This window comes from Kiloniella laminariae, from assembly GCF_027214005.1.
Taxonomy (GTDB): Bacteria; Pseudomonadota; Alphaproteobacteria; order Kiloniellales; family Kiloniellaceae; genus Kiloniella; species Kiloniella laminariae_A.
The window spans coordinates 1-23,761 of sequence record NZ_JAPWGY010000006.1 but is presented as its reverse complement, the minus strand read 5'-3'; the positions used below and the strand labels follow the sequence as shown (position 1 = coordinate 23,761).

Annotated in this window: 21 protein-coding genes; 15 read left to right on the top strand and 6 right to left on the bottom strand. The window is 52.1% G+C overall.

Annotated elements, in window-relative coordinates; all coding sequences use genetic code 11:
* Positions 1-19: 19 nt before the first annotated feature.
* Positions 20-289 (top strand): ribbon-helix-helix domain-containing protein, encoded by a 270-nt coding sequence (locus O4H49_RS15335; RefSeq protein WP_269424317.1) that lies wholly within the window; start codon positions 20-22, stop codon positions 287-289.
* Between the two features lie 7 nt (positions 290-296).
* Here O4H49_RS15335 and O4H49_RS15330 read toward each other — a convergent pair whose 3' ends face one another.
* Complete coding sequence (locus O4H49_RS15330) at positions 297-1,175, bottom strand: methyltransferase domain-containing protein (protein ID WP_269424316.1); 879 nt, start codon at positions 1,173-1,175, stop codon at positions 297-299.
* A 261-nt stretch (positions 1,176-1,436) separates the two neighbouring features.
* Here O4H49_RS15330 and O4H49_RS15325 point away from each other — a divergent pair, with 261 nt between their 5' ends.
* From O4H49_RS15325 to O4H49_RS15315, 3 genes are all read left to right on the top strand, one after another.
* Positions 1,437-2,165: a ComF family protein gene (locus tag O4H49_RS15325; RefSeq protein ID WP_269424315.1), complete on the top strand. Its 729-nt coding sequence runs from the start codon at positions 1,437-1,439 to the stop codon at positions 2,163-2,165.
* 125 nt (positions 2,166-2,290) lie between these two features.
* Positions 2,291-2,560, top strand: coding sequence for a glutaredoxin 3 (grxC, locus tag O4H49_RS15320; protein WP_269424314.1), 270 nt, complete (start codon positions 2,291-2,293; stop codon positions 2,558-2,560).
* On the top strand, positions 2,557-3,375 hold the full coding sequence (locus tag O4H49_RS15315; protein ID WP_269424313.1) for a carbon-nitrogen hydrolase family protein: 819 nt from the start codon (positions 2,557-2,559) through the stop codon (positions 3,373-3,375). Before grxC ends, O4H49_RS15315 begins: the two co-directional genes overlap by 4 nt.
* Before the next feature lie 79 nt (positions 3,376-3,454).
* On the opposite strand, the gene O4H49_RS15310 is transcribed toward O4H49_RS15315, so the two are convergent.
* Positions 3,455-3,970 (bottom strand): class I SAM-dependent methyltransferase, encoded by a 516-nt coding sequence (locus O4H49_RS15310; protein WP_269424312.1) that lies wholly within the window; start codon positions 3,968-3,970, stop codon positions 3,455-3,457.
* 205 nt (positions 3,971-4,175) lie between these two features.
* Here O4H49_RS15310 and O4H49_RS15305 point away from each other — a divergent pair, with 205 nt between their 5' ends.
* Positions 4,176-4,595, top strand: coding sequence for a DUF1178 family protein (locus O4H49_RS15305; protein ID WP_269424311.1), 420 nt, complete (start codon positions 4,176-4,178; stop codon positions 4,593-4,595).
* 54 nt (positions 4,596-4,649) lie between these two features.
* Here O4H49_RS15305 and ubiG read toward each other — a convergent pair whose 3' ends face one another.
* Complete coding sequence (gene ubiG / locus O4H49_RS15300) at positions 4,650-5,444, bottom strand: bifunctional 2-polyprenyl-6-hydroxyphenol methylase/3-demethylubiquinol 3-O-methyltransferase UbiG (protein ID WP_269424310.1); 795 nt, start codon at positions 5,442-5,444, stop codon at positions 4,650-4,652.
* Between the two features lie 246 nt (positions 5,445-5,690).
* On the opposite strand from ubiG, the gene O4H49_RS15295 reads away from it, so the two are divergent.
* The 9 genes from O4H49_RS15295 (at position 5,691) to O4H49_RS15255 (ending at position 17,891) form a co-directional block, all read left to right on the top strand.
* Entirely contained in the window at positions 5,691-6,911 is a 1,221-nt protein-coding gene (locus tag O4H49_RS15295; RefSeq protein WP_269424309.1) for an aspartate kinase, read from the top strand.
* A gap of 149 nt (positions 6,912-7,060) precedes the next feature.
* Positions 7,061-9,343: a phosphoenolpyruvate--protein phosphotransferase gene (gene ptsP, locus O4H49_RS15290; protein WP_269424308.1), complete on the top strand. Its 2,283-nt coding sequence runs from the start codon at positions 7,061-7,063 to the stop codon at positions 9,341-9,343.
* 119 nt (positions 9,344-9,462) lie between these two features.
* Positions 9,463-10,674: a helix-turn-helix domain-containing protein gene (locus O4H49_RS15285; RefSeq protein ID WP_269424468.1), complete on the top strand. Its 1,212-nt coding sequence runs from the start codon at positions 9,463-9,465 to the stop codon at positions 10,672-10,674.
* Positions 10,675-10,908: 234 nt separating this feature from the next.
* Entirely contained in the window at positions 10,909-12,042 is a 1,134-nt protein-coding gene (ispG, locus tag O4H49_RS15280; RefSeq protein ID WP_269424307.1) for a flavodoxin-dependent (E)-4-hydroxy-3-methylbut-2-enyl-diphosphate synthase, read from the top strand.
* A 122-nt stretch (positions 12,043-12,164) separates the two neighbouring features.
* Positions 12,165-13,409, top strand: coding sequence for a histidine--tRNA ligase (hisS, locus tag O4H49_RS15275; RefSeq protein WP_269424306.1), 1,245 nt, complete (start codon positions 12,165-12,167; stop codon positions 13,407-13,409).
* A gap of 78 nt (positions 13,410-13,487) precedes the next feature.
* Entirely contained in the window at positions 13,488-14,822 is a 1,335-nt protein-coding gene (gene hemA, locus O4H49_RS15270; RefSeq protein WP_269424305.1) for a glutamyl-tRNA reductase, read from the top strand.
* A gap of 2 nt (positions 14,823-14,824) precedes the next feature.
* Entirely contained in the window at positions 14,825-15,901 is a 1,077-nt protein-coding gene (gene prfA / locus O4H49_RS15265; RefSeq protein WP_269424304.1) for a peptide chain release factor 1, read from the top strand.
* A gap of 20 nt (positions 15,902-15,921) precedes the next feature.
* Positions 15,922-16,782 (top strand): peptide chain release factor N(5)-glutamine methyltransferase, encoded by an 861-nt coding sequence (prmC, locus tag O4H49_RS15260; RefSeq protein WP_269424303.1) that lies wholly within the window; start codon positions 15,922-15,924, stop codon positions 16,780-16,782.
* A 323-nt stretch (positions 16,783-17,105) separates the two neighbouring features.
* A complete protein-coding gene (locus O4H49_RS15255) occupies positions 17,106-17,891 on the top strand; it encodes a DUF4167 domain-containing protein (protein ID WP_419715232.1) in 786 nt (261 codons plus the stop codon).
* Positions 17,892-17,961: 70 nt separating this feature from the next.
* Here O4H49_RS15255 and O4H49_RS15250 read toward each other — a convergent pair whose 3' ends face one another.
* Entirely contained in the window at positions 17,962-18,717 is a 756-nt protein-coding gene (locus O4H49_RS15250) for an MOSC domain-containing protein (RefSeq protein WP_269424302.1), read from the bottom strand.
* A gap of 130 nt (positions 18,718-18,847) precedes the next feature.
* On the bottom strand, positions 18,848-19,120 hold the full coding sequence (locus tag O4H49_RS15245) for a hypothetical protein (protein WP_269424301.1): 273 nt from the start codon (positions 19,118-19,120) through the stop codon (positions 18,848-18,850).
* Between the two features lie 217 nt (positions 19,121-19,337).
* Between O4H49_RS15245 and clpB the strand changes: the two genes are divergently transcribed.
* Positions 19,338-21,938 carry an ATP-dependent chaperone ClpB gene (gene clpB, locus O4H49_RS15240; protein WP_269424300.1) on the top strand — a complete coding sequence of 867 codons (2,601 nt, stop codon included), beginning with the start codon at positions 19,338-19,340 and terminating at the stop codon, positions 21,936-21,938.
* Between the two features lie 112 nt (positions 21,939-22,050).
* On the opposite strand, the gene O4H49_RS15235 is transcribed toward clpB, so the two are convergent.
* Positions 22,051-23,457, bottom strand: coding sequence for a M23 family metallopeptidase (locus tag O4H49_RS15235; protein ID WP_269424298.1), 1,407 nt, complete (start codon positions 23,455-23,457; stop codon positions 22,051-22,053).
* Positions 23,458-23,761: the final 304 nt, after the last annotated feature.

Here is a 23,761-nt window from a genome sequence, read left to right as displayed (position 1 = left end):
TCTGGAAAGCGGAGAATAGATGTCTACACTGGTGAACAAAAACGTGTCTCTTGAAGGACGCCGGACTTCTGTTCGGATGGAGCCGGAAATGTGGGAGGCGCTGTTCGAAATCTGTGTGCGTGAAAATCGTCCTTTGGGTGAGATCTGTACGCTGGTCGATGAAGCAAGAGACGGTGCGTCGTTCACGACAGCGATCCGGGTTTTTATCCTGATATATTTCAAGAATGCCTCGACCTATCCCGGTGATTCGCTTGGTGACTTCTTTACCCTGACCAGCGAGACAGTCTGAAACAGCTTTAGCTTTTCTCACCGGGTGTGAGGAAATCAGCGAGACTGGCTGTTGCACTTCCGGGGCGTAATGGTTTTTGTTGCGAGTCGTGAGGTGCCCAGCCCGCCAGATAGATAATATCAAAGGTGACCATGATCCGCCCCTCATCATCCAGAAATTTATCCTGATATATTTCGGCAGCTCTCAGGAGAGTTTCTCTGCGGGTGAAATTTTTACGGCGGTTGTGGACAGCATTGGTCTCGCCCATTCCGCGCAGTTCTTTCATCAGATCAAAAGCTGAAGCATAACTGACTTCTATACGATCAAAATCCGCAACAGGCAGGGCGAAACCTGCCCGCTGTAACAGGGCGCCTGCATCCCGGACATCGATAAGAGGAGAAACGCGTGGGCTCACCCCTCCCTCAACTTCCATTTCTGCTTCCATCAGGGCACTGCGCAATTCCTTCAGACTTTCCCCGCCGATCATGGCCGCGAGAAAAAGCCCGTCGGGCTTAAGGCATCTGTTAATCTGGACAAAAGTCCCAGGCAGGTCATTCACCCAATGCAGGCAGAGATTGCTGATCACAAGATCAAAACTGTTTGCCTCTACGGGGAGGAGTTCCTCATGGATCAGGTTTGTTTCGCCCGCAGTTTCTTTGTTCGCACTGTATTCCAGAGCAGAAAAATCTTTGATGTCTCCGCGAGAACCAAGAGTCCGTACCAGCAGTTCATGCTGTGAACCAAGATCGAGAGCTTTGGGGAATGTGCGAGTGATATCCAGAAGCCGGTCACCGAGGCGATCAGCGACTTCCTGCAGGAGAAAGTCATGATTATCCAGGTTTCCAGATGCCCGATTACGATGGAGGTCAACGGATTTTCGATCAAAAATATAGATATCAGCCGTCACAGGGTGGTCCCATTTTATGTGATTCACAAGCAGAACAGCTGTGGCGCCGGTTCTTTAGCTGGTTATAACAGATTGCCTTTCGATGACCATCCCCTGTTATCAGATCCCTGACCATTCACCGAACAGGGAAGTATCCTGTCGTCATCAACGTCTCTTTTCCCAGCATGATGGGCCTGTGCGAGGAACAGAAAGGAAGGAGGCTTTCAGAAAAAGGAAAGTTCCGCTAGCGTCTAGGGGATAATTGGGCTTAGGGCGATTTGAATGCTCGCGGGAATTTGGCACAACCTTGTTGACTATCTGCTGCCACCAGTCTGTGGCAGCTGTGGAGAAGCTGTGCAGGGTAATCAGGGGGTCTGTGCTGATTGCTGGGGGCAGTTGACGTTCCTGGGCGATCCTTGTTGCCAGTGTTGTGGCTATCCTTTTGAACTGTCGCCTGGCAAGGATGCCTTATGTGGAGATTGTCAGGGTCGTCCCAAGGCCTTTGACTGTTGCCGTGCCGCACTTTCCTATGATGCGTACAGCAAAGATATGATTATCGGCTACAAACATGCGGACAGGACGCATCTGACAGCGGTTTTTGCGCAATGGATGTCCGGCGCGGGGCGAGAACTCTGGAGCAGTGTTGATGTTCTGGTTCCGGTGCCGTTGCATCCCCGGCGTCTTTTGGCCCGCCGATATAATCAGTCGGCTTTGCTGGCCAAAGCTCTTGCCCGGCAGCATGGCAAGGCCTTTGCCCCTGATTTGTTGTTGCGCCGGAAAAATACCGTCTCACAGGGACAGCTGTCGAGTAACGGGCGCTGGAGAAACGTTGCCGGGGCTTTCGATGCAAATCCAGCTCGAAAGGTTGGTCTTGAAGGGCAAAATATTCTTCTGATTGATGATGTCTACACAACAGGTGCGACACTGGATGCCTGTAGCAAAGTCCTTCGGAAAGCGGGGGCCGGTTCTGTTCGGGCGCTTGTCCTTGCCCGTGTTTTGCGAGAAGGCTGAAATATCACAGCTATAAAAAAACCGTGATTAGCTCTGTACTTTTGCGGAGCAGGCTCTACATATTCTCAAGGAAAGAGGTTCCGTTCGACAAGGGAACCAGGTGATATTGAAAGAGGACTGCCCTGATGGCTGAGGTTGTGATCTATACAAGCATGTTGTGCCCCTATTGTGTACGGGCCAAGAAGCTGCTTCAAAGCAAGGGCATCAGCTTTGAAGAAATTGATGTCATGATGGAACCCCGGCGCAAGCCGGAAATGGTAGAGAGAGCCGGTGGACGCACTTCTGTTCCTCAGATCTTTATCAACGAAGAGCACATCGGCGGCTGTGATGATCTTATGGCACTTGAAGCTACGGGCGGTCTTGATGCCAAACTGGAAACGCGGAAAGCATCATGAGTCATTTTCGAGCAGCCTGTGTTCAGTTGACAGCGGATCGTGAGGATGAGGTTTCTCTGGTGCAGGCAAGCGCGTTGATTCGCGAGGCACATGCCCAGGGTGCTGAATATGTCCAGACACCTGAATGCACCACGATGATGGAACCAGACAAAAAACGTCTGCTCGCCAAGGCTCTGCCAGAAGAAAAACATCCTTCCGTCAAGGCTTTTTCGGCGCTGGCGAAGGAATTGGGTATCTGGTTGCATATTGGTTCCCTGATCGTTGGAACAGAAGAAAAGCGTGCGGCAAACCGGGCGTATTTATTTGACCCGACAGGGGCAATAAAAGCGCGATATGAAAAAATTCATATGTTTGATGTGGATATCCCCGATGGGCAGACCTATCGGGAATCTGCAACCTTCAGGCCTGGAGAAAAGGCAGGAATGGCTGATTTGCCCTGGGGAAAACTGGGCATGGCAATCTGTTATGATTTGCGCTTTCCCTATCTGTTTCGGGCGCAGGCCAAGGCGGGGGCTTCTATCCTGACAGCGCCGGCTGCCTTTACCAAATTTACCGGGGCTGCTCACTGGCATACGCTTTTAAAGGCACGCGCAATCGAGAACGGCTGTTTTGTGATCGCAGCAGCACAGTGTGGTGTTCATGCCGAGGGACGCGAGACCTATGGTCACTCGCTGATCATTGCTCCTTGGGGAGAAGTTCTGGCGGATGCGGGAAGTGCTCCGGGGGTGATCGTCGCCGATATTGATCTTGCGCGGGTTGCCCAAGCGCGTACCATGGTTCCCTCGATCGAGCATGACCGAGAGTTTTCTATCTGACCATTTGGCAGATGTATTGGATGCATTTTGAAAAAGCCGGGAGCGACGGGGGAAATCTCCAGAGCTTTGCGGCTTTTTTTTATGCTCCGGGTTTTACAGCACAGATTCTCTGGACAACTGCCGGGGTGGGACTGCCGAGGATTTCTTCTTCATATGCCTTGATCGTCAGGCTGTCCCGGAAGCTTTCGAGGAGCTCTTGTGAGCGCAAAAGAAAGTCGGGATTGTTCGGACGTCCGAATTTTTCATTACCGAGCATGAAGGTTTCATAGATGAGGACGCCCCCGGGCTCAAGTAGACCTGCAAGAAGGGGGAGCAGGGGGCGGTGCAGGTAATTGGTGACGATTACACCACCAAATTTTCTTCCGGAGAGGGGAAAAGGCGAGCCGTCTTCCAGATCGGACTGGATGACTTCGACTCCGGGGAAATCCCTGATATCTGCGAGGTTTTCTGTGTTCTTGTCCAGAGCCGTGATATAATGTCCGTTCATTAAGAAGAGACGGGCATGTCGACCAGAGCCACAAGCCAGATCAAGTACGGTTGAGTCTTTCTTGATACAGGGTGCAAAGCGGAGCACCCAGGGGGAGGGATCAGTCATAGATTGTCGCCAGTAGCCGTGCTCGTGGAAGTTATGAAGCGGGGTATCCTGCGGGGCAGGATAAGGCAACTTTGCCAAGATAGAAATAAACAACCGGATGGGGGGACGTCGCTCGCCTGATCCGAGATAGCTTGACCATTGAGAAGCACTGCGGCAATAACCATCTATGGAGTGTGTGTGTTGGTGTGTTTAAAGCGGGACGGACATGATTCTTTTTGATCTGAAATGTGAGAACAATCACGTTTTTGAAGCCTGGTTTAAGGATAGCGCGGCCTTTCGCAGCCAGTCGGATCTCGGCGTTATCTCTTGCCCAAACTGTGCTTCCACGGCCGTTTCAAAGGCCTTGATGGCGCCGAATGTCAGCCTGGCGAAGAGTGAGAAAAAGACAAAATCCTATGATGATCTTGCCAAAGTCCAAAAATTTTTGGCTCAGGCCCAGAAGGTCGTCGAGGACAATTTTGACTATGTGGGCAAGGACTTTGCCAAAGAAGCCCGGAAAATTCACTATGGGGAATCAGATAAAACGAACATCTATGGCGAAGCCAGTGAGGTGGATGCCAAGGAATTAAAGGAAGAAGGTGTGGCCTTTGCACAGATTCCCTGGAAACCCAAAGCCGACGCCTGAGATTCAGATGTTTCCAACCTGTTGCACCCCGCCGGTACGAGACGAAGATCGGCTTTATAGCGGTTTTTCAGCAACCAGCATGTAATTGACATCAAGATCTTTTGCGTCCTGGAACCATTTGTCCTGAAGCGGGTTATAAACCACACCCATAATGTCCTGGGTTGCAAGGCCGTTTCGCCGCAATAGGTCTACAAACTCGGATGGTCGCAGGAATTTGTTCCATTCGTGGGTGCCCCGGGGAACCCAGCGCAAGAGGTATTCTGCACCAACAATTGCAAGCAGATAAGATTTGGTTGTCCGGTTCAGGGTCGAACCGAACATGACCCCGCCAGGCTTGACCAGCGTGGCGCAGGAGTTGGAGTAGGCTTCGACATCAGCGACATGCTCAATAACTTCCATATTGATGACGGCATCAAATTGGGCGCCGGTCTCCACCAGATCCTCGGCTGTCATATGGCGATAGTCCATGACAAGTCCGGTCTCTTCGGCATGAAGCCGGGCAATTTCTATATTCCGGTGGGAGGCATCAATGCTGGTTACCTTTGCTCCTAAACGCGTGAGCGGTTCCGAGAGCAACCCCCCTCCGCAGCCGATGTCGAGGATGGTGAGGCCTTCCAGCGGAAAACGCCGGGTAATATCTCTATTGTGCCGTTTGGCGAGATGATCGCGGATGTAACAGATGCGTACCGGGTTCAACTGGTGAAGTGGCTTGAACTTGCCCAAGGGATCCCACCACTCCTCGGCCATGGCGGCAAATTTGGAGATTTCCTGCGGATCTACCGTAATGCCTGCGGCATCATCCTGCAGTGGTGACTCCTGAGTGGTTTCGATCTTTTTTGCCATGGTCATGCTTTTGCTCGGGACTTCGTTCTGTCGTGTGGGTTTCTTGGTACATTATGCAGTCGTGACAGGTAGGTGACTAAAGTTAAAATCTACAGCATTCTTGCTGTAAATGTCGTGGTTTTTCCTTTGCCTACTCTTGCCTCGTCGCGCCGTGCAGAGTATGGATATGTCCACCCGAGAGAGCAACCGTCTGCAGAGGGTTTTTCTCGCACGGGAAACTGATTTTAGTATTTCCATACAGGATGGGTCCTGATGTCCCGAGTCGTAATGAAATTCGGTGGAACCTCGGTCGCGGATCTTGATCGAATCCGTAACGCAGCTCAACGCGTGAAGAAAGAGGTTGATGCCGGCAACGAAGTCGCCGTTGTTGTATCTGCCATGGCAGGTGTTACCAACCAGCTGGTTGACTATGTCCAGAAAGCGGGATCGCTTTATGATCTGCGTGAATATGATTCTGTTGTCGCTTCGGGGGAGCAGGTAACCTCCGGTCTATTGGCGATTGTCTTGCAGGAGATGGGGATTAACGCTCGTTCCTGGTTGGGATGGCAGGCACGTATCATCACAAACGGTGCGCATGGTAGTGCCCGGATCGAACGCATTGAAGTTGATGAAATTATTCGTCGCTTTGGTGAAGGTCAGGTCGCGGTCTTTGCCGGTTTCCAGGGGGTTGGTCCAGATGGCCGGATTTCCACGCTGGGGCGCGGGGGGTCCGATACTTCTGCTGTTGCCATCGCCGCGGCCCTGAAGGCTGATCGCTGCGATATCTATACCGATGTGGATGGAATTTATACGACAGATCCCAGAATTGTCGCCAAAGCACGTAAGATGGACAAGATCACTTACGAGGAGATGCTTGAGCTGGCTTCTCAGGGGGCGAAGGTTTTACAGACCCGGTCTGTCGAAATGGCCATGAAACACGGCGTTCGGGTACAGGTTCTTTCCAGCTTCGAAGATAAGCCGGGAACTCTAGTTGTTGATGAGGATGAGATTGTGGAACAGGCAATTGTAAGCGGTATCGCCTATAACCGTGATGAAGCTAAGGTCACTCTGCGTAAAGTAACGGACACTCCCGGTGTTGCGGCCAGTATCTTTGGCCCCCTTACCGAGGCCGCGATCAATGTTGATATGATCGTGCAGAATATTTCAGCTGATAAAAAAACCACGGATATGACTTTCACTGTCTCCAAGGCAGAACTGAAGCGCGCGATCCAGGTTTTGGAAAACAATGCTGGTCTGAAATACGAAAGTCTTGATTCTGACCCGTCCGTTGCCAAGATTTCAGTTATCGGTGTTGGTATGCGTTCACATGCAGGTGTTGCGCAGAAAATGTTTTCGGCCCTGGCTGAGAAGGGGATTAACATCGAGGTTATCTCGACATCAGAGATCAAGATCTCGGTCCTTGTCGCTGAAGAATATACAGAACTGGCAGTTCGCAGCCTGCATACAGCCTATGGACTGGATGCTGAAGACTGATACCGCGAACCTCAGAGCTCTACCATAAGACTTGACCGGAATATTTCCGGACTGGCCGGGGAAGGGATCTGAGGTTGCCTAATCACTAAGAAGCACCGAAAGCGTCGTATTGTCAGGTCAGAAACAGGGCATCAAGGAAAGCGGGTCTTATGAGTGGTAAAGACGTAAAAACTTCAGCGTGGAGCGGTTCACGTCGTCTGCTGAAGCTTTTACGTGATCAGATGAAGGGCAAGTCAACTGATCAGGACCGTCTGCGTCAGACAGTCGAGCTTATTGCCCGGGATATGGATGCTGAAGTCTGTTCGATTTATGTCATGCGACCAGGTGACTTTCTCGAGCTTGCCGCGACCGAAGGCCTGAAACCGGAGGCCGTCTATAAAACCCGCCTCCATAAAGGTGAAGGGATTGTCGGGCAAGTTGCCGCATTGGCTTTGCCCATGGCGGTTTCTGACGCTCCCCGACATCCTAACTTTGCCTACCGACCAGAAACCGGCGAGGAACCCTATCAGTCCATGCTCGGGGTGCCGATCCTGCGCAGTGGCCGGGTTCTGGGGGTTATTGCGGTCCAGAATGTCACCCACCGTCATTACCACGAGGAAGAAGTCGAAGCCCTGGAAACCATTGCCATGGTTCTGGCGGAACTGATATCCGGAGGCGCGCTTACGGTTTCGGCAATTGAAACCCAGGGCAGCCTGGAGGAACGGGAAAAACCTGATCGCCTGAAAGGCCTGTGTCTGAACGAGGGACTGGGCATTGGTCAGGCGGTATTCCATAATCGTGGCATCGTGATCAGCCGTATTATTGCGGATGATCCTGAAGACGAAGTTCGCCGGCTTGAAGTGACAGTTGCCGAGATGCGTTCATCTATTGATGAGATGCTGACAAGAACCGAAATTGCAGCGCTGGGCGAGCAGCGCGAGGTCTTGGAAACATACCGGATGTTTGCAGAAGATCGCGGATGGGTTGGTAAAATCACTGAAGCGATCCGGGTTGGCGGCATGACCGCCGAGGCCGCGGTTCAGAAAATCCAGAACGAGACCCGTTCGCGTATGGGCAAGATCAGCGATCCCTATCTGAGGGAACGGTTGGCAGATCTGGATGATCTTGCGAATCGCCTGTTGCACCATCTTCTTGGTCTGGGTGACGAAAAGCCCGAACTGCCAGATGAATTTATCCTGTTGGCCAGGACGCTGGGGCCTGCGGAACTACTTGATTACGACTGGGATCGCCTCAAGGGCGTTATTCTTGAAGAAGGATCCCCGACAGCCCACGTTGCATTGGTTGCTCAGGCGCTGGAACTGCCGATTCTTGGCCGATGCCGGGACGTTCTTTCGCGCATACGCGAAGGGGATACCCTTGTCCTGGATGCAACAAATGATCAGGTTTTTGTCCGCCCCAAAGAAGACGTTCTGAAGACACTGCGTCTGAATGTGAAAGACAAGAAAGTCCGCTGGGAAGAGATTACCGCAGCGCGGGATGTTGCTTCTGTCAGTCTGGACGGTCACCGGATTTCCCTGAACGTCAATGTCGGTTTGCTCATCGACCTGCCTCATATGCATGCTGCAGGGGCTGATGGTGTCGGCCTTTACCGCACAGAAGTTCCTTTTATGGTGCGGCAGTCGTTTCCCGGTGTGGCAGATCAGGCGGATTTATACCGCAAGGTTATCGACCGATCAGAGGGAAAACCGGTTGTTTTCCGGACACTGGATGTCGGGGGAGACAAGGTTCTTCCCTATTGGTCCACGGTTGCCGAGGAGAACCCTGCCATGGGATGGCGGGCGATTCGCATAGGGCTGGATCGGCCAGCGTTGTTAAGGCAACAGCTGCGGGCATTGATCCGTGCCTGCGAAGGCCGTGACCTTAATGTCATGTTTCCGATGATTGCAGAAACAGCAGAGTTTCTTGCGGCCAAAGCCCTTCTTGATCGTGAACTCGAGCGCGAAACCTCTATTGGTGGTATTTTGCCTAAAAAAATCCGGGTTGGTGCGATGCTTGAGGTGCCAGCCCTTGTCTGGCAGCTGCCGTCGCTCTGTCGCGAAGTGGATTTTCTGTCTGTTGGCAGTAACGACCTGTTGCAGTTTGTCTTTGCGACGGATCGGGGAAATACGCGACTTGCGCGGCGTTATGATGCACTTAATCCTGGTGTTCTTAAGTTGTTGCGGACTATTGCAGACAGCACGGCAGCGGCGGGTGTCGATCTTTCCCTTTGTGGTGATATGGCAGCTCAGCCGTTGGAGGCCATGGCCCTGATTGGCTGTGGTTTCAGGTCCCTTTCCATGCCGGCGCTTCAGGTGTCAGCTGTCAAGAAAATGGTCTGTTCGCTTGACGTGGCACAGGTGACCGACTTTATGTCCGGTTTGCTTGATGAAGCAGATCACAGTCTGCGGGAAAAACTGGAAGAATACGCGAAAAAATCCGGCGTTGTGATATAAAGCGGAACTGTTTGTCGTTTCCCACTGAATTTGCTACAACTTTCCGATAGCACTCCATGGGTGGGTTCGCTTTGTGTTGACCATGGCCAGTTGCTGTACGGAGGGGGATTGTGGAAGCAATGGAAGATCTACGGGAAAATGCTCCGGAAACAGATGGTTCCGGACTTGGTCAGTCGCGAGTGACGGTCGCAGAAATTCTGCGAACCGGACGGGAGAAGCGCGGCCAGGATTTGCGAGGCGTCGCTAACGTCCTCCGTATCCGATATGTCTTTCTTGAAGCGATTGAACGCGGTGATTTTGCCAGCTTGCCGGGGGATACCTATGCCTATGGTTTTGTCCGAACCTATGCAGGCTATTTGAACCTGAATGAAGACGAGATTGTTCGCCAGTTCAAACAGGAAGTGGAACACTATGGGAACCGTCAGAAGCTGGTTTTCCCAACCCCTGTTCCCGAGAGTAAAATCCCTGGTTTTGCCCTGATCCTTACCTCTGCAGTCTTACTTGCTGCAGCCTATGGTGGTTGGGTTGCGCTTTCCCGTTATGAAGCGGGTTTGCCGGAATGGGTGCCCTTTGTTTCCAGTCCATCAGACAGTCCGCTCGTTGAAGGAGACATCGAAACCGGGGCAGAGGTCACGACCAGTTCTGCGAATACTCCAGCCACGGCTGAGCCAGAGCCTGTTTCGAACGCAGACGGTGCAGAAGCAACGATTTCTCCTGAAAGTCCGGAGATTGCGGTGGTGCCATCCGGAGCAGACGAATCTGCGACACGACAGGATGAAGAAGAGAGCCCGGAGAGTCTGCCTGATGATACGACAGGGAGTGCAGCTGATGTTGCCCCTGCCACGGAGGTTGAGCCGATAATCCCGCCTGCCGTGTCACCTGAAAATAATGCGGGTGCGACAATCTCTGGCAGTTCAGCATCCTCGGCAACTGCTGCTGAAGAGGCGGCAACACCTGCGGGAGCTGTGCCCAGTGAAAACGCGGTTGGCGCGGTGACAACAACCCCGGCGGTTAGCCCGCCTTCGCCACCTGAGCCACAGGTTTTTGGGGATGAAGGTGTTCTTTCTCCGATCGCGATCCGGGCCGAACGTGACACCTGGATGCATATTGTCGATGGCAAGGGGGAAGTCGTCTTTAGTCAGGTTCTCAGAGCCGGAGATGAATACAAAGTTCCTCAACGGGATGGCCTTGTGATGGCAACAGGTAATGCCGGAGGTATTATTTTTAGCCTCAATGGCAAAGACCTTCCTTTATTGGGTGCCCCGGGTGCAGTGCGTCGGGATGTCCCGCTTTCCGTCGATGGACTGCAGAAAGTTCTCCGCGGCGAGTAACGCGCAACTTTTCCGGATATACTTATGAATTTTGAATGGTGCCGAATTTTCGGCACCATTCTTGTTTAGGGTCTTGTTTAGGATCTTGTTTCTGGCGATATCTTTTTATCGATCCGGGACCGCCATGAATGGTGTGGTTCGTTTCCGGGATGTTAATTCTTTGTACGCGACTTGAATTTTCATCAGGGAAAGCGCATGTTTCACCTGCTTTGCAAGGCATGAAAAGAGAGTGTGATGAGTATACGGCCCTGGCGTGACATTGAACGCCGCAAATCCAGACAGGTGATGGTAGGCAAGGTGCCTGTGGGGGGAGACGCGCCTATTTCGGTGCAGTCGATGACCAATACCTTGACGACCGATGTGAAAGCAACGGTTGCCCAGATACATGCGATGGAAGAAGCCGGAGCGGATATCGTGCGGGTTTCCTGCCCGGATGAAGAGTCTTCGCGGGCGCTTAAGGAAATTGTTCGCGAAGTTTCTGTGCCGATTGTTGCGGACATTCATTTTCATTACAAGAGAGCAATTGAAGCTGCAGAATCAGGCGCGGCCTGTCTACGCATCAACCCGGGAAACATTGGCAAGCGCGAAAAGGTCCTCGAGGTCGTCAAGGCGGCGCGGGACCATGGTTGCTCGATGCGTATTGGTGTCAATGCCGGGTCGTTGGAAAAACACCTGCTGGAACGCTTTGGGGAACCTTGCCCAGAGGCCATGGTTGAATCAGCACTGGGGCATATCCGGATTCTGGAAGATCTCGATTTCCGTGATTTTAAAATTTCCTGCAAGGCCTCGGATGTCTTTATGGCGGTCGCTGCCTATATGCAGTTGGCAGAGGTATGTGACTATCCGCTGCATATCGGTGTGACCGAAGCAGGTGGATTGCGCACGGGAACCGTTAAATCGTCAATCGGTCTTGGAAACCTGCTCTGGGCCGGAATCGGGGACACCTTGCGTGTATCTCTTTCGGCAGACCCGGTTGAGGAAATCAAGGTTGGTTTTGATATCCTGAAATCTCTGGGGCTACGCCATCGGGGGGTGAATGTGATTTCCTGTCCATCCTGTGCCCGGCAGCAGTTTGACGTGATTAATACGGTTGCGACACTCGAAGAACGTTTGAGCCATATCACCACACCAATGACGGTTTCCGTGATTGGCTGTGTGGTCAATGGTCCTGGTGAAGCGACCATGACTGATATCGGCCTGACTGGTGGTGGCAACAACACCCATCAGATCTATGTTGGTGGCTTGCAGGATCACCGCCTCAAGGACAAGAGTATTGTGGATCATCTTGTTGGCATGATTGAAAAAAAGGCTGAAGAGATCGAAGCTGCAATCGCCCGGGGTGAGATGCCGGTTCAGATGGGGCATTAGACTGCTCAGGCGTTGTTCCGGGTGATGTCTAAGGCCGCTGTACTTTATCGGTGCTTTTCCCTATAACCATCCCGATTGAATTATTCCTATAAACTTCAGGCTATTTCAGGAGAACCCAAGCCATGTCTTCTCTGCAACCAGTTCGTGGTACGCATGACCTTCTGCCAGCAGAAATGCGTCGGCATCGCGAGGTACTGGAAACTGCACGGGCTGTCGCAGACCGTTTTGGGTTTGATGAAATTGCCACCCCGATTTTCGAGAAAACAGAGGTCTTTAAAAGAACTCTGGGTGATACCTCGGATGTTGTGACCAAGGAAATGTACACCTTCGAAATGAAGGAAGGTGAAGAGATTACCCTGCGTCCGGAAAACACAGCTGGTGTTGCGCGCGCTTTCATGTCGAATGGCCTGAGCCAGCAATTGCCGGTCAAATTCCTTTATTGTGGCCCGATGTTCCGTCACGAGCGTCCACAGAAAGGCCGTCAGAGACAGTTTCACCAGGCTGGTGTCGAACTGCTTGGTGTGGATAAGCCACAAGGCGATATCGAGGTTATTTCTCTGGGAGTTCAGTTCCTTAAGGAGCTTGGTGTCTATGAAAATACCGTGCTGGAACTAAATACTTTGGGCGACAGTGAAAGCCGGGCTGCCTATCGTTCGGCCTTGATAGAGTATTTTTCGGCCTATCGTGATCAGCTTTCGGAAGACAGCCTCAATCGGTTGGAAAAAAACCCTTTGCGGATCCTCGATTCAAAGGATGAGGGCGACCGGAAACTGGTTGCCGATGCGCCAGTGTTTTCTGACTATCTGAATGACCATAGCCGGGCGTTTTTTACCGAGGTCCGGGCCGGTCTGGACGCGTTGGATATCCCCTATACGATCAATCCAAGGCTGGTTCGTGGTCTGGATTATTACTGTCACACCGCCTTTGAATTTACGACTACCGCGTTGGGGGCGCAGGGGACTGTGCTGGCGGGTGGCCGCTATGACGACCTGATCAAGACAATGGGTGGGCCGGCAACTCCTGGCGTTGGCTGGGCATCCGGTGTGGAACGGCTGTCTATGTTGATGACGCGGGAAATTGCCGAACCGCGGCCTGTGGCGATTATTCCTATGGGAGAAGAAGCAGAAAAACGGGCTCTGGTACTGGCCAATAATCTGCGTCTTGCCGGGTTCCGGATTGAGCATGGGTACAGTGGTAATCTGAAAAAACGTCTGATCCGGGCGAATAAACTGAATGCCTGTGCTGCGATTATCATGGGTGACGATGAATTGGCTGAGAACTCTGCAACCCTTCGAGATCTTGTCTCTGGAGAGCAGTCGCTGGTCAAGCTGGACGAGATGGTTGAGAAACTGTCGATTTATCGCTGATCAACAGGATCACGGTTCTGTACAGCCAGGGGAAAAGGGGCCTAGAATGGCCCCTGTTCTTTTTTTCAGCGATCGCAGATGATTTCAATTCCACCCTTCATTCCTGAACATCCCCTGATCGAGCAATCAGCACCTCTGGAAGGTCTGACGGTTATTGGTGTGAACGCGCGAACTGCAGGTCGCCGTCTGAGGGATCGGCTTTTTGTCGAGGAACCCGATTATGAAAGTGTGCTTAAAGAGCTGAAGGCCGACGGCAGGAACGGTGTTGTTCTGATTGCGACCTGTGAAAGGTTCGATTTTTTATTGAGCAAAGGGGCAGACGCCGATCAGGATTATTATACAGCGCTGATCGCAGGTGAGGCCGGACTTGAACAAGAGTTTCTACGCAAGCAATGTTATTGCCATCGTGGACTTGATGCGCTTCGTCATATCTTTGCTGTTGCTGCGTCCCTTGATAGCCTGGTTGTTGGTGAACCCCAGATTCTCGGTCAGGTCAAGGATTGTGTCAGACGGGCGCAGACACTTGAACTTCTGGACCCGCTTCTTGATGGTATTATTCAAGCCAGTCTTGCAGCGGCAAAACGGGTACGTTCCGAAACGACAATTGCCCAGCAGCCAATCAGTCTTGCCTCTTCCGCCTTGCAGGTTGCGCGAGGTGTCCATGGGGATCTGGGCCGCTGCAGCTTGTTGTTAACCGGCAGTGGCGAAGTGGGGGAACTGCTTTGCAGTGAGTTTCTTTCAGCGGGTATAAAAAAGCTGCTTATTGCTCATCCAAGAGCGGGGAGAAGCGAAACCGCGGTTTTCCGGCTCGGGGGAGAAGCCAGAGCATGGGGGGAACTTGAAGAGGCGCTGGAGCAGAGTGATATAATCATTTCTGCAGTCGGTGGCGGAGATTCGCTCTTCACCCGGGATCTGGTTGAAAGGGCGCTGAAGAAACGCAAAAGAAAACCTCTTTTCCTGATCGATACAACGCCCTCGAGCGAGGTTGAGAAGGAAGTGAATAACCTTGATGGTGCTTTTTCCTATGATCTGCTTGATTTGGAAAATGTCGCCCGTCAGGGCAAGGCGCACCGTGAGGCTGCTATGATGGCGGCGTGGAAAGTTCTTGGCCAGGAAATGCAATTCTTTCTGCGCAAGAAAGCAGAACGGCAGGCCGTGCCGGGTATTTCACTGGTCAGACAACATTTTGAAAGTCTTCGAACACAGGTTCTGGCTGAGTGCGGTGATGATGCCGAGATTGCAACACGCTTGTTGATTAATCGTTTGTTGCATAATCCGCTGGCCGTTCTAAAAGAGACTGCCTCAGAGAATCCTGACGCGCAGAAAATACTGGACCAGGCGTTGTGCCGTCTGTTCCGCCTTGAGAGCCCCGGTGGAGAATCTGCCGGGCATGATGATGCAAAAGAGGACTGAACGTGAAGTTCGATGACAAACTAGACGCAGTAGTTGCGCGGTATGATGAATTGAATGCTGTCGTATCGACGCATTCTGATCCGGGTTCAAGCAATTATACCAAGATGCTGCGCGAGCTTTCTGATCTTGGGGATGTGGTCGAGGCGGTTCAGGAATTACGGCGTCTTCAGGCTGATATGCTAGATCTCAAGGAAATGTTGAACGAACCTGATGCCGATGCGGAAATGAAGGCGATGGCTCAGGAGGAATACCATGATCTGAAGGAGCAGCTTCCCGAGCTGGAAAAGAAAGTCCAGATAATGCTCTTGCCCAAAGATATGGACGATGAGCGTAACGCGATTCTTGAAGTCCGGGCGGGAACCGGTGGCGATGAAGCCGGTCTTTTTGCCGCCGAGCTTTTTCGTATGTATCAGCGCTATGCAGAAGCTGTTGGCTGGCGCTTCGAGGCCTTGGATTATTCAGAGAACGGGATTGGCGGTGTCAAGGAAGCCACGGCCCTTATTTCCGGCGCGGGAGTGTTTTCCAATCTCAAGTTTGAATCCGGTGTCCATCGGGTGCAGCGTGTTCCCGTAACAGAATCCGGAGGACGTATTCATACCTCTGCTGCTACCGTTGCGGTGATGCCGGAAGCCCAGGAGGTTGACGTACATATCAATCCGGCTGATCTGCGGATCGATACCTACCGGTCACAGGGTGCGGGTGGACAGCACGTGAACACGACAGATTCTGCTGTTCGGATCACGCACATTCCCAGTGGCGTTGTTGTCCAGTGCCAGGACGGTCGTTCCCAGCACAAGAACAAGGAGCAGGCGATGAAGATGTTGCTGACCCAGCTCTATGACCACCAACGTCGTACCCAGGAAGCCGAACATGCTGCTAACAGGAAATCGCAGGTTGGAAGCGGAGACCGCTCTGAGCGGATCAGAACTTACAACTTCCCACAGGGGCGGGTGACTGATCACAGGATCAATCTGACGCTTTATAAGCTGGACCGGATTATTGCTGGCGAGGCATTGGGCGAGGTTCTTTCTGCCCTGATTTCTGAAGATCAGGCGGCAAGGTTGGCCGAAATCGCATAGCTGCAAAAGTTATCAAGCTCATGGCAACAATGACAGTCGCTTCATGTTTACAGAATGCCTTGACCCGCTTGCAGGCTGCCGGGATCGAGGGCGCACGGCTGGATGTCAGAATACTGTTGGCCACGGCCCTTGGAAAAGAGCCTTCGTTTATATTGGGGTATCCTGAACATCCCGTGAACGAGGCTGATTGTGCCCGCTTTGATGCCATGATTTCTCGGCGGGTCTCTCGGGAACCGGTCTCCCGGATTCTCGGGCGACGAGAATTCTGGAGCCTCTCTTTTCGCATCTCCGCTGATACACTGGATCCGCGCCCGGATAGTGAAACTCTGATCTCTACTGTACTGGAGCGGGTGTCCCAGGCAGGAAAACCTGTGAGAATACTTGATCTGGGAACCGGAACGGGCTGTTTGCTTCTGACCCTGTTACATGAATTACCTGAAGCTATCGGAGTTGGTGTGGATCTTTCACCTGGGGCGGTTGAAATTGCATCTTTGAATGCGACGGATCTAGGCTTGTCTGATCGAGCCAGCTTCCGTGTCGGGGACTGGTGTAATGGGCTCGGCGGGGATTGGGATGTGATCATCTCGAATCCTCCCTATATCGGCGAAGGGGAAAAGGCTGATTTGGAACCTGAGGTCTTGAATTATGATCCCCCTATGGCCCTGTTCGCTGGTGAGGATGGAATGCTGGATTACCGGGCGCTTATTCCCCAGGCTGTCGAGCGTTTGTCTCCTGGGGGCTTTCTGGTGATCGAGGCCGGAATCGGGCAAGCCGATCAGATCAACCAGATCATGTCTGATTACGGATTGATCTGTGAAGCAGCGGGAAGAGATCTTGGTGGTATCGCACGGGCCTGTATCGCGCGAAAAGCTACAGCCTGATCTTTGGGGCACTGGATAGCCTGACTTGAAAAGAAAAGCACAAAAAAGATTTTTAGGGGTTGGAAAGCCGGGAATATAGCTTTACGGTGTTTTTTATGGAAGGGGCGCGGGGAGCCCCGGGGGTAATCGCCGACAATTTGACTTAAACGTCGTCAGGGCTTGTTTAAACCGTGACGTTTTCGGCTACCCGTGATTTAGCATTTACATTTAGCTAGCGAATGATGAGACAGCAGAACTCCAACAATTCTAATAATTCGAATCGCCGCCCTCGTGGTCGGTCTAACAATAACAATGGCCGTAAGCCGCAGCAGTCGCGCAATGGCGTGTTTGACAGCAACGGCCCCGGCGGACGCATTCGTGGAAACGCCACGCAGATTGAAGAAAAGTATCTTCAGTTGGCGCGGGATGCGACGGTTGGTGGCGATCGGGTTGCGGCTGAATCATATTTTCAGTATGCCGAGCATTATCATCGCATCATGAATGATTCCACAGATCCGAATACGGGACAGCGGAATCCGCAGGCAGAGCAAAACCGCAACAATCGTGCGCGGGATGACGGCGATTTTGAGAACAGTGACAGCACCGAGACCGGACAAGAAGTTAAAGCTTCTACTGGATCTGAGGCTGACTCTGTTTCGGGATCAGATAACAACAGAAGGCCGCAGCAACACAACCGTGTTCGCTCACGTCGTCAGCGTTATAATGAACAAGATGGATCTTCGGGATATGAACGCTCCGATAATAACGAGCGTAACCGCCAGCCTGATAATCGTCAGCCAGAAAGTCGTCAGTCTGATAATCGTCAGCCAGAGAATCGCCAGGTGGACGCCCGGCCTGCTGCTGAGGCTGTAAAACCAGAGCCAGTTGCCCCTACAGTTCCTGTTCAGGACAAACAGCCGGCAGTTGCTGTGGAATTGCCGCTGGCATCAGGTGGAGAAGAAGCTCCTGCTGCAAAGCCAAAACAACGTCGTCCCCGCGCAACACCGGCAAGTAAGGTTGCCGTTGTCGGTGAGGAAGAGGCTCCTAAGCCGCGTGGGCGCGGCCGCCCCCGAAAGACTGCTGTCGAAGCTAAAGACGCAGGGAAAGATAATGTGAAGGAAGATGCCTAGGCGCTAAGCTTGGACGGATAGTGAGATAAAACGTCTCACCCGGAATCGCTAGAGAAACGGATGCCAGTAACTATAAAAGGGTTACTGGCATTTTTCTTTCCAGAGTACCTGCTTTGATAACTCTGGCATACACTCCCATATTTCTGTGCCCGAAACCGGACTGAAGGCTTTTGGGAATATTCAGGTCTGTCTCTGCCGTTTCCAGATTCACATTGGTTGCCGAGCAGCGCCCGATTGCGGAGTGTATTTCCAGCTCTACCTTTCCAATCGCAATTCTTTTCCCTATCCAGTTGTTTTCTTCCCAGGCATTTATCCCTTCGAGATAGAGGTTCCCTCTAAAGCGCATGGGGTCAATCGGGGAGCGGACAACCCGTTCAAGGTCTTTGACACTGGCAAGATTGATCAAAGAGATATGCGGGTCAGGAATATCGGTAAAAGCAGCGCCCTGTGTTTCAACAATTTTTGGCGTTCCTCTGGAATCAGATCCCAGAAAGCTGGCCAAAAATTGCTCCAACAACATCCGGCCTGTCATATCGGTAAGCTTGCCCTGGGATATTTTTTTACCTGCCCGCTGGAGAATGAGCATGTCAGTCTCTTCATCATAACTGGAGAGCAATTGTGCCAACTTGGGGTTTTGGGCCAGCATCAGGAAGTGGCTTTTTCGCATCCAGTTCGGACCTTCGGGAAAATCCGTTGTGCCATGGGCAATGGCAAAACGGCGATCATTCGGGAATAGCTGACCTTCCTTGACCGCGACCTTTTCCAGAGAATCCGGACTGAGTCCCTTTACAGGATAGCGATAGATGGAATGTAGTTCTCTGGTCATGGTAATCCCCGGATGTTTTCTTCCATTCTGCGTAGTTAGAGTGTTTTAACAAGGATTTAAGTTGAGCCTTGGCAAAACCCCTGTCCCAGACGGGGTTGAAAAGGGGGAGGTCATGGTTTGCATTGAGAAATTACAGTGAGAAATAAAAAAAATCTAAAATGAGAATGATTTTCAGTTGCATCAATTTTCTGCATCGACTAAGGTCCTTCTTGTAGTTCCTACCGGGGAAGACATGAAGATGCATCAGGCCAATACGGCTTTTGATGATCTCTGTTCCTTCTGGGTATGTACTCATCTCTCCTGACGTAACTTTGGGATTTCCCAACCCTGCCTTCGGGCAGGGTTTTCTTTTTTCAGCAGCCTGAACCGTCGCTGTCTGATGAAAAGAGATGTTTGTGGTCAAGACTCCTCCCGGAAACATCCCCGGAAACATCCTCGAAAATACCCCGGAAATTCTTGTTGGAAATCTTGTAAGCAGCGGATTGTTTTCCCATATAAATTTTGACGGGTGATGAATATCAACGTCAGGGTTCCATCAGGCTGCTATTGTGGGTGATGGATTGGTTTGGCATCAACGACCGTGCGCTGTTTTACAGGTATGGCGGAGAGGGCTTAGAGAAATGAATTTGAATAACTATACCGAACGTACCCAGGGTTTTATTCAGGCTGCTCAGGGATTGGCGCAACGTCAAAACCATCAGCGCCTGACGCCAGAACACCTGCTCAAGGTCTTGCTTGATGATAATGAAGGGCTGGCCGCAAATCTGATTGCAGCCTCCGGCGGGCAGGCCGGGCGTGCGCTTGACGGGGTCGAGCTTGAACTCGGCAAACTCCCGAAGGTTAGCGGGGCTGATGTTGGACAGATTTATCTGGCCCCAGAGACAGCCCGGGTTTTTGAACAGGCAGAAACCATCGCCAAGAAAGCTGGGGACAGCTTTGTGACGGTTGAGCGGTTATTGATGGCGCTTGCTCTGTCCAGTGAGACAGCTTCCAGCAAAATCTTGAAAGATGCAGGTGTTACCGCCCAGGGGCTTAACACGGCAATTAATGATTTGCGTAAAGGAAGAACGGCACAGACAGCGACAGCTGAAAATAACTATGATGCCTTGAAAAAATACGCTACGGACCTGACAGCCTTGGCCAGTAGCGGAAAGCTCGACCCGGTTATCGGGCGGGATGAGGAAATCAGAAGGACGATTCAGGTTCTCTCGCGACGTACCAAAAACAATCCGGTGCTGATCGGAGAACCGGGGGTGGGAAAAACCGCCATCGTTGAAGGACTCGCGCTGCGAATCATCAATGGGGATGTGCCCGAGAGCCTGCGGAACAAGAAGCTGATGTCCCTCGATCTGGGGGCAATGGTCGCCGGTGCAAAATACCGGGGCGAGTTTGAGGAGCGCCTGAAAGCTGTTTTGCAGGAAGTCACGGAAGCAAGCGGCGAGATCATTGTCTTTATTGATGAATTGCACACCCTTGTCGGGGCGGGGAAGACCGATGGGGCAATGGATGCTTCCAACATGCTCAAACCTGCTCTGGCCCGTGGCGATCTGCATTGTGTGGGAGCGACCACTCTTGATGAGTATCGCAAATACATTGAGAAGGATGCGGCTTTGGCCCGTCGTTTCCAGTCCGTGGTTATCGCGGAACCAAATGTGGAAGATACCGTTTCGATTCTTCGTGGCTTGAAAGAAAAATACGAACTGCATCACGGTGTCAGGATTACGGATTCTGCCCTTGTGGCGGCAGCATCGCTTTCCAATCGCTACATCACGGACCGCTTCCTACCGGACAAGGCGATTGATCTGGTAGATGAGGCGGCAAGCCGCCTGCGGATGGAGGTGGATTCAAAGCCTGAAGAACTCGATGAAATGGACCGCAAGCTTATACAGCTGAAAATCGAGCAATCGGCCTTGCAGAAAGAAAATGACAAGGGTGCCCGGGATCGCCTTGAAAAACTGCAAACAGAGATTGGAGATCTGCAGGAGAAAAGTAATAGTCTGACCAGCCGTTGGCGGGCTGAGAAAGACAAGCTGGCGGGGGCGCAGAAAATCAAGGAAGAGCTTGAACAGGCCCGAATCCAGCTGGAAAGGGCGGAACGTGATGGGCACCTGGAAAAGGCTGGTGAGCTTAAATACGGGCGTTTGCCAACCCTGGAGCGGGCTCTGGCTGAAGCAGAAGAGGCTGGCGAAAGCCATATGCTGAACGAAGAAGTGCGCGATGAGATGATTGCTGCGGTTGTTTCGCGCTGGACGGGAATCCCCGTAGACAAAATGCTGGAAGGTGAACGCGAGAAACTGTTGCAGATGGAAACTTTGCTCAATCAGCGGGTTGTCGGGCAAAAAGATGCCATTGTGGCAATTTCCAATGCTGTGCGCCGTTCACGCGCAGGGTTACAGGATCCGAATCGCCCGATTGGGTCTTTCCTTTTCCTCGGACCAACCGGAGTTGGGAAAACGGAGTTGACCAAGGCTCTGGCATCATTCCTCTTTGATGATGATACGGCCATGGTCCGGCTTGATATGTCTGAATATATGGAAAAGCACGCTGTCTCTCGTATGATCGGGGCCCCTCCGGGATATGTCGGGTATGAAGAGGGTGGGGCTTTAACCGAAGCAGTCCGGCGGCGTCCCTACCAGGTTGTCCTGTTCGATGAAGTCGAAAAAGCACATCCTGACGTGTTTAATGTGTTGCTTCAGGTTCTTGATGATGGCCGGCTCACGGATGGCCAGGGGCGCACTGTAGATTTCAGCAATACCCTGATCATCATGACATCGAATCTGGGCTCGGAAATCCTGGCGAATCAGCCTGAAGGGGAAGATAGTGTCGCTGTGCGCGATCAGGTGATGACAGTGGTGCGGTCTGCCTTCCGTCCGGAATTCCTTAACCGTCTGGATGAGGTGTTGCTGTTCCACCGTTTGGAACGCCGTCATATGAGCGGGATTGTCGAGATCCAGCTGGATCGTTTGCGCAAGCTTCTCGACCAGCGGGATATCCGGATCGAGCTGGACGAGGGAGCGATCGCCTGGTTTGCCGACAAGGGATATGATCCGGTTTACGGTGCGCGCCCGCTGAAACGGGTGATACAGAAAGAACTGCAGAATCCGCTGGCATCTCTCATTCTTGAGGGGGAGGTTGTCGACGGGGACCTGCTGAAAGTCTCCACAGACGATGCCGGACTGACACTCGATGGGAAGAGTCTGGTATCAACAGCAAGTTTCTGAGCGGAGACCTGTTGAAAAGTTCCGGATACTAATAAAAAAGGACCGCTGGTTTAGGCGGTCCTTTTTTCATTTTCCGTTATGAGGCATGGTTTCCCGAGCAAGGTGTGCCGTATCAGGGGGTGATACTGGCAATAGCTGCAGGCTCCGAAAGTTTCTTGATCATCTTGTCGATGTCTTTCTTTGCGGCCTCAAAATTCTTCAGATCCGCTTTGGCCAGTTTTTCACCTGCGGGCAGCTTTACGCCCAGAGGGTTGACCTGTTTGTTGTTCAGCAGCACTTCATAGTGCAGGTGTGGACCTGTTGAACGACCTGTGGTGCCAACATACCCGATGACCTGCCCCTGGCGCACTCGTTTGGATTTGCTGATCCCTTTGGCAAACCCGTTCATGTGCGCATAGGCTGTCTCATATCCGCTGTGATGGCGGATCTTGACGTAGTTGCCATAGCTGCTGTAGGGCGAGGCTCTGAGAATGACGCCATCCCCTGCTGCATATATAGGTGTGCCCCGGGGAGCCGCAAAATCGACGCCTTTATGCATCTTGGTGTAGCCAAGTACAGGGTGTTTACGCTTGCCGAAACCGGATGACAGACGGGCGCCATCAATCGGTGTACGCATCAGGGCTTTTTTGGCTGTTTGGCCCTTGCTGTTGAAATAATCGGTGAAGCCGCTTGCGGGGGTGAAGTGATAAAGCTTCATATCCGTCCCGGAAAGGTTCAGGCTTCCATAGATCATCTCTCCGGTTTTTGCCAGATTGCCATCTTCATCGTAGTAGGCTTCATAGACCACTTCAAAACGATCACCGGTCTGAATTTCGCGCTGGAAGTCGACATCGTAACTATAGGCTCTGATGAGCGAGATCAGAATGTCGTTCGGAACGTTCGATTCTGTTGCCGCCAGATAAAGACTGCTGTCAATAATGCCTGTGCTATAATCGGTCTTCATGGTCAAAGGGCGTTCGATTTCTTCAGCAATATAGTTATTGCTTTCACCCTCGGTACTGCTGACCTTGACGATGCGCTCGACACTGGGCTGAAACTGCATGGCCATCAGCGGTCCGACATCCCGGCTTTCTTCTTCCTCTGCAATACTTTCCAACGGCGGGGCAAAGGTAAGAGCGATATCAAGGCCCGGGCGAATCTTGCGCGGGGAATAGACACTTGAAAGCGCGTTGATCGCACCGTGCGCTTCTGTCCTTGTTGCACCTGCAGCAACCAACAGACTCATAAGAGTATCCCCGGGAGATACTGTTACGAGTCTCTCGATATCTGTCGCGATATGATCTTCTGATAAAATCTCGGTGGGTACGGCACCAACAGCTTCGTACTCACTGGTCATTAAATCGGTTTTAAGTGTTGCGATTACTTCTGGTGAGGCCTTCAGCATGTCGGTCGCGAGATCTTCCGCAACCGGTTCGCTACCGGATAACCAATAAAGAAGCCCCCCCAGGGCAAGAATCGATACACTGCAGCTCGCGGCTGCTTTGACCACAAATGTGGCTGTGCGGAATCTGCTCGTCACACGTCTTGCTCCGGAATCCATTACAGCCCCCCTACTATATAAGGGGGCCATTTTTGTTGTATTTATAGGAACCTCAATAACTCTGCCCCGCAAAGGTGCTGTATTTATCGATTCCTGTCAATATTGTTCTCGAGAAGAAATCCCCCAAGAATCCCCCATTTCTGCGGGATCAGCGGCATGTCTGAAGCTGAATAATGGCAAGATGATGGAAAAAAGTAAAAAAAATGCAAAAAGGTCTTTGACAGTGTTGGGTGGGGGGCCTATAACACCGCTCACCGACGGGGCGCTGCTCTGGCGGGACATC

Bases quoted from the DNA above. Each gene is read 5' to 3' on its own strand.
- O4H49_RS15285 (WP_269424468.1), top strand. From the start codon at position 9,463: ATGGAAGATCTACGGGAAAATGCTCCGGAAACAGATGGTTCCGGACTT.
- O4H49_RS15315 (WP_269424313.1), top strand. From the start codon at position 2,557: ATGAGTCATTTTCGAGCAGCCTGTGTTCAGTTGACAGCGGATCGTGAG.
- hemA (WP_269424305.1), top strand. From the start codon at position 13,488: ATGATTTCAATTCCACCCTTCATTCCTGAACATCCCCTGATCGAGCAA.
- ptsP (WP_269424308.1), top strand. From the start codon at position 7,061: ATGAGTGGTAAAGACGTAAAAACTTCAGCGTGGAGCGGTTCACGTCGT.
- ubiG (WP_269424310.1), bottom strand. From the start codon at position 5,444: ATGACCATGGCAAAAAAGATCGAAACCACTCAGGAGTCACCACTGCAG.
- O4H49_RS15325 (WP_269424315.1), top strand. From the start codon at position 1,437: ATGCTCGCGGGAATTTGGCACAACCTTGTTGACTATCTGCTGCCACCA.
- hisS (WP_269424306.1), top strand. From the start codon at position 12,165: ATGTCTTCTCTGCAACCAGTTCGTGGTACGCATGACCTTCTGCCAGCA.
- O4H49_RS15305 (WP_269424311.1), top strand. From the start codon at position 4,176: ATGATTCTTTTTGATCTGAAATGTGAGAACAATCACGTTTTTGAAGCC.
- prmC (WP_269424303.1), top strand. From the start codon at position 15,922: ATGGCAACAATGACAGTCGCTTCATGTTTACAGAATGCCTTGACCCGC.
- clpB (WP_269424300.1), top strand. From the start codon at position 19,338: ATGAATTTGAATAACTATACCGAACGTACCCAGGGTTTTATTCAGGCT.
- ispG (WP_269424307.1), top strand. From the start codon at position 10,909: ATGAGTATACGGCCCTGGCGTGACATTGAACGCCGCAAATCCAGACAG.
- O4H49_RS15250 (WP_269424302.1), bottom strand. From the start codon at position 18,717: ATGACCAGAGAACTACATTCCATCTATCGCTATCCTGTAAAGGGACTC.
- grxC (WP_269424314.1), top strand. From the start codon at position 2,291: ATGGCTGAGGTTGTGATCTATACAAGCATGTTGTGCCCCTATTGTGTA.
- O4H49_RS15310 (WP_269424312.1), bottom strand. From the start codon at position 3,970: ATGACTGATCCCTCCCCCTGGGTGCTCCGCTTTGCACCCTGTATCAAG.
- O4H49_RS15295 (WP_269424309.1), top strand. From the start codon at position 5,691: ATGTCCCGAGTCGTAATGAAATTCGGTGGAACCTCGGTCGCGGATCTT.
- O4H49_RS15335 (WP_269424317.1), top strand. From the start codon at position 20: ATGTCTACACTGGTGAACAAAAACGTGTCTCTTGAAGGACGCCGGACT.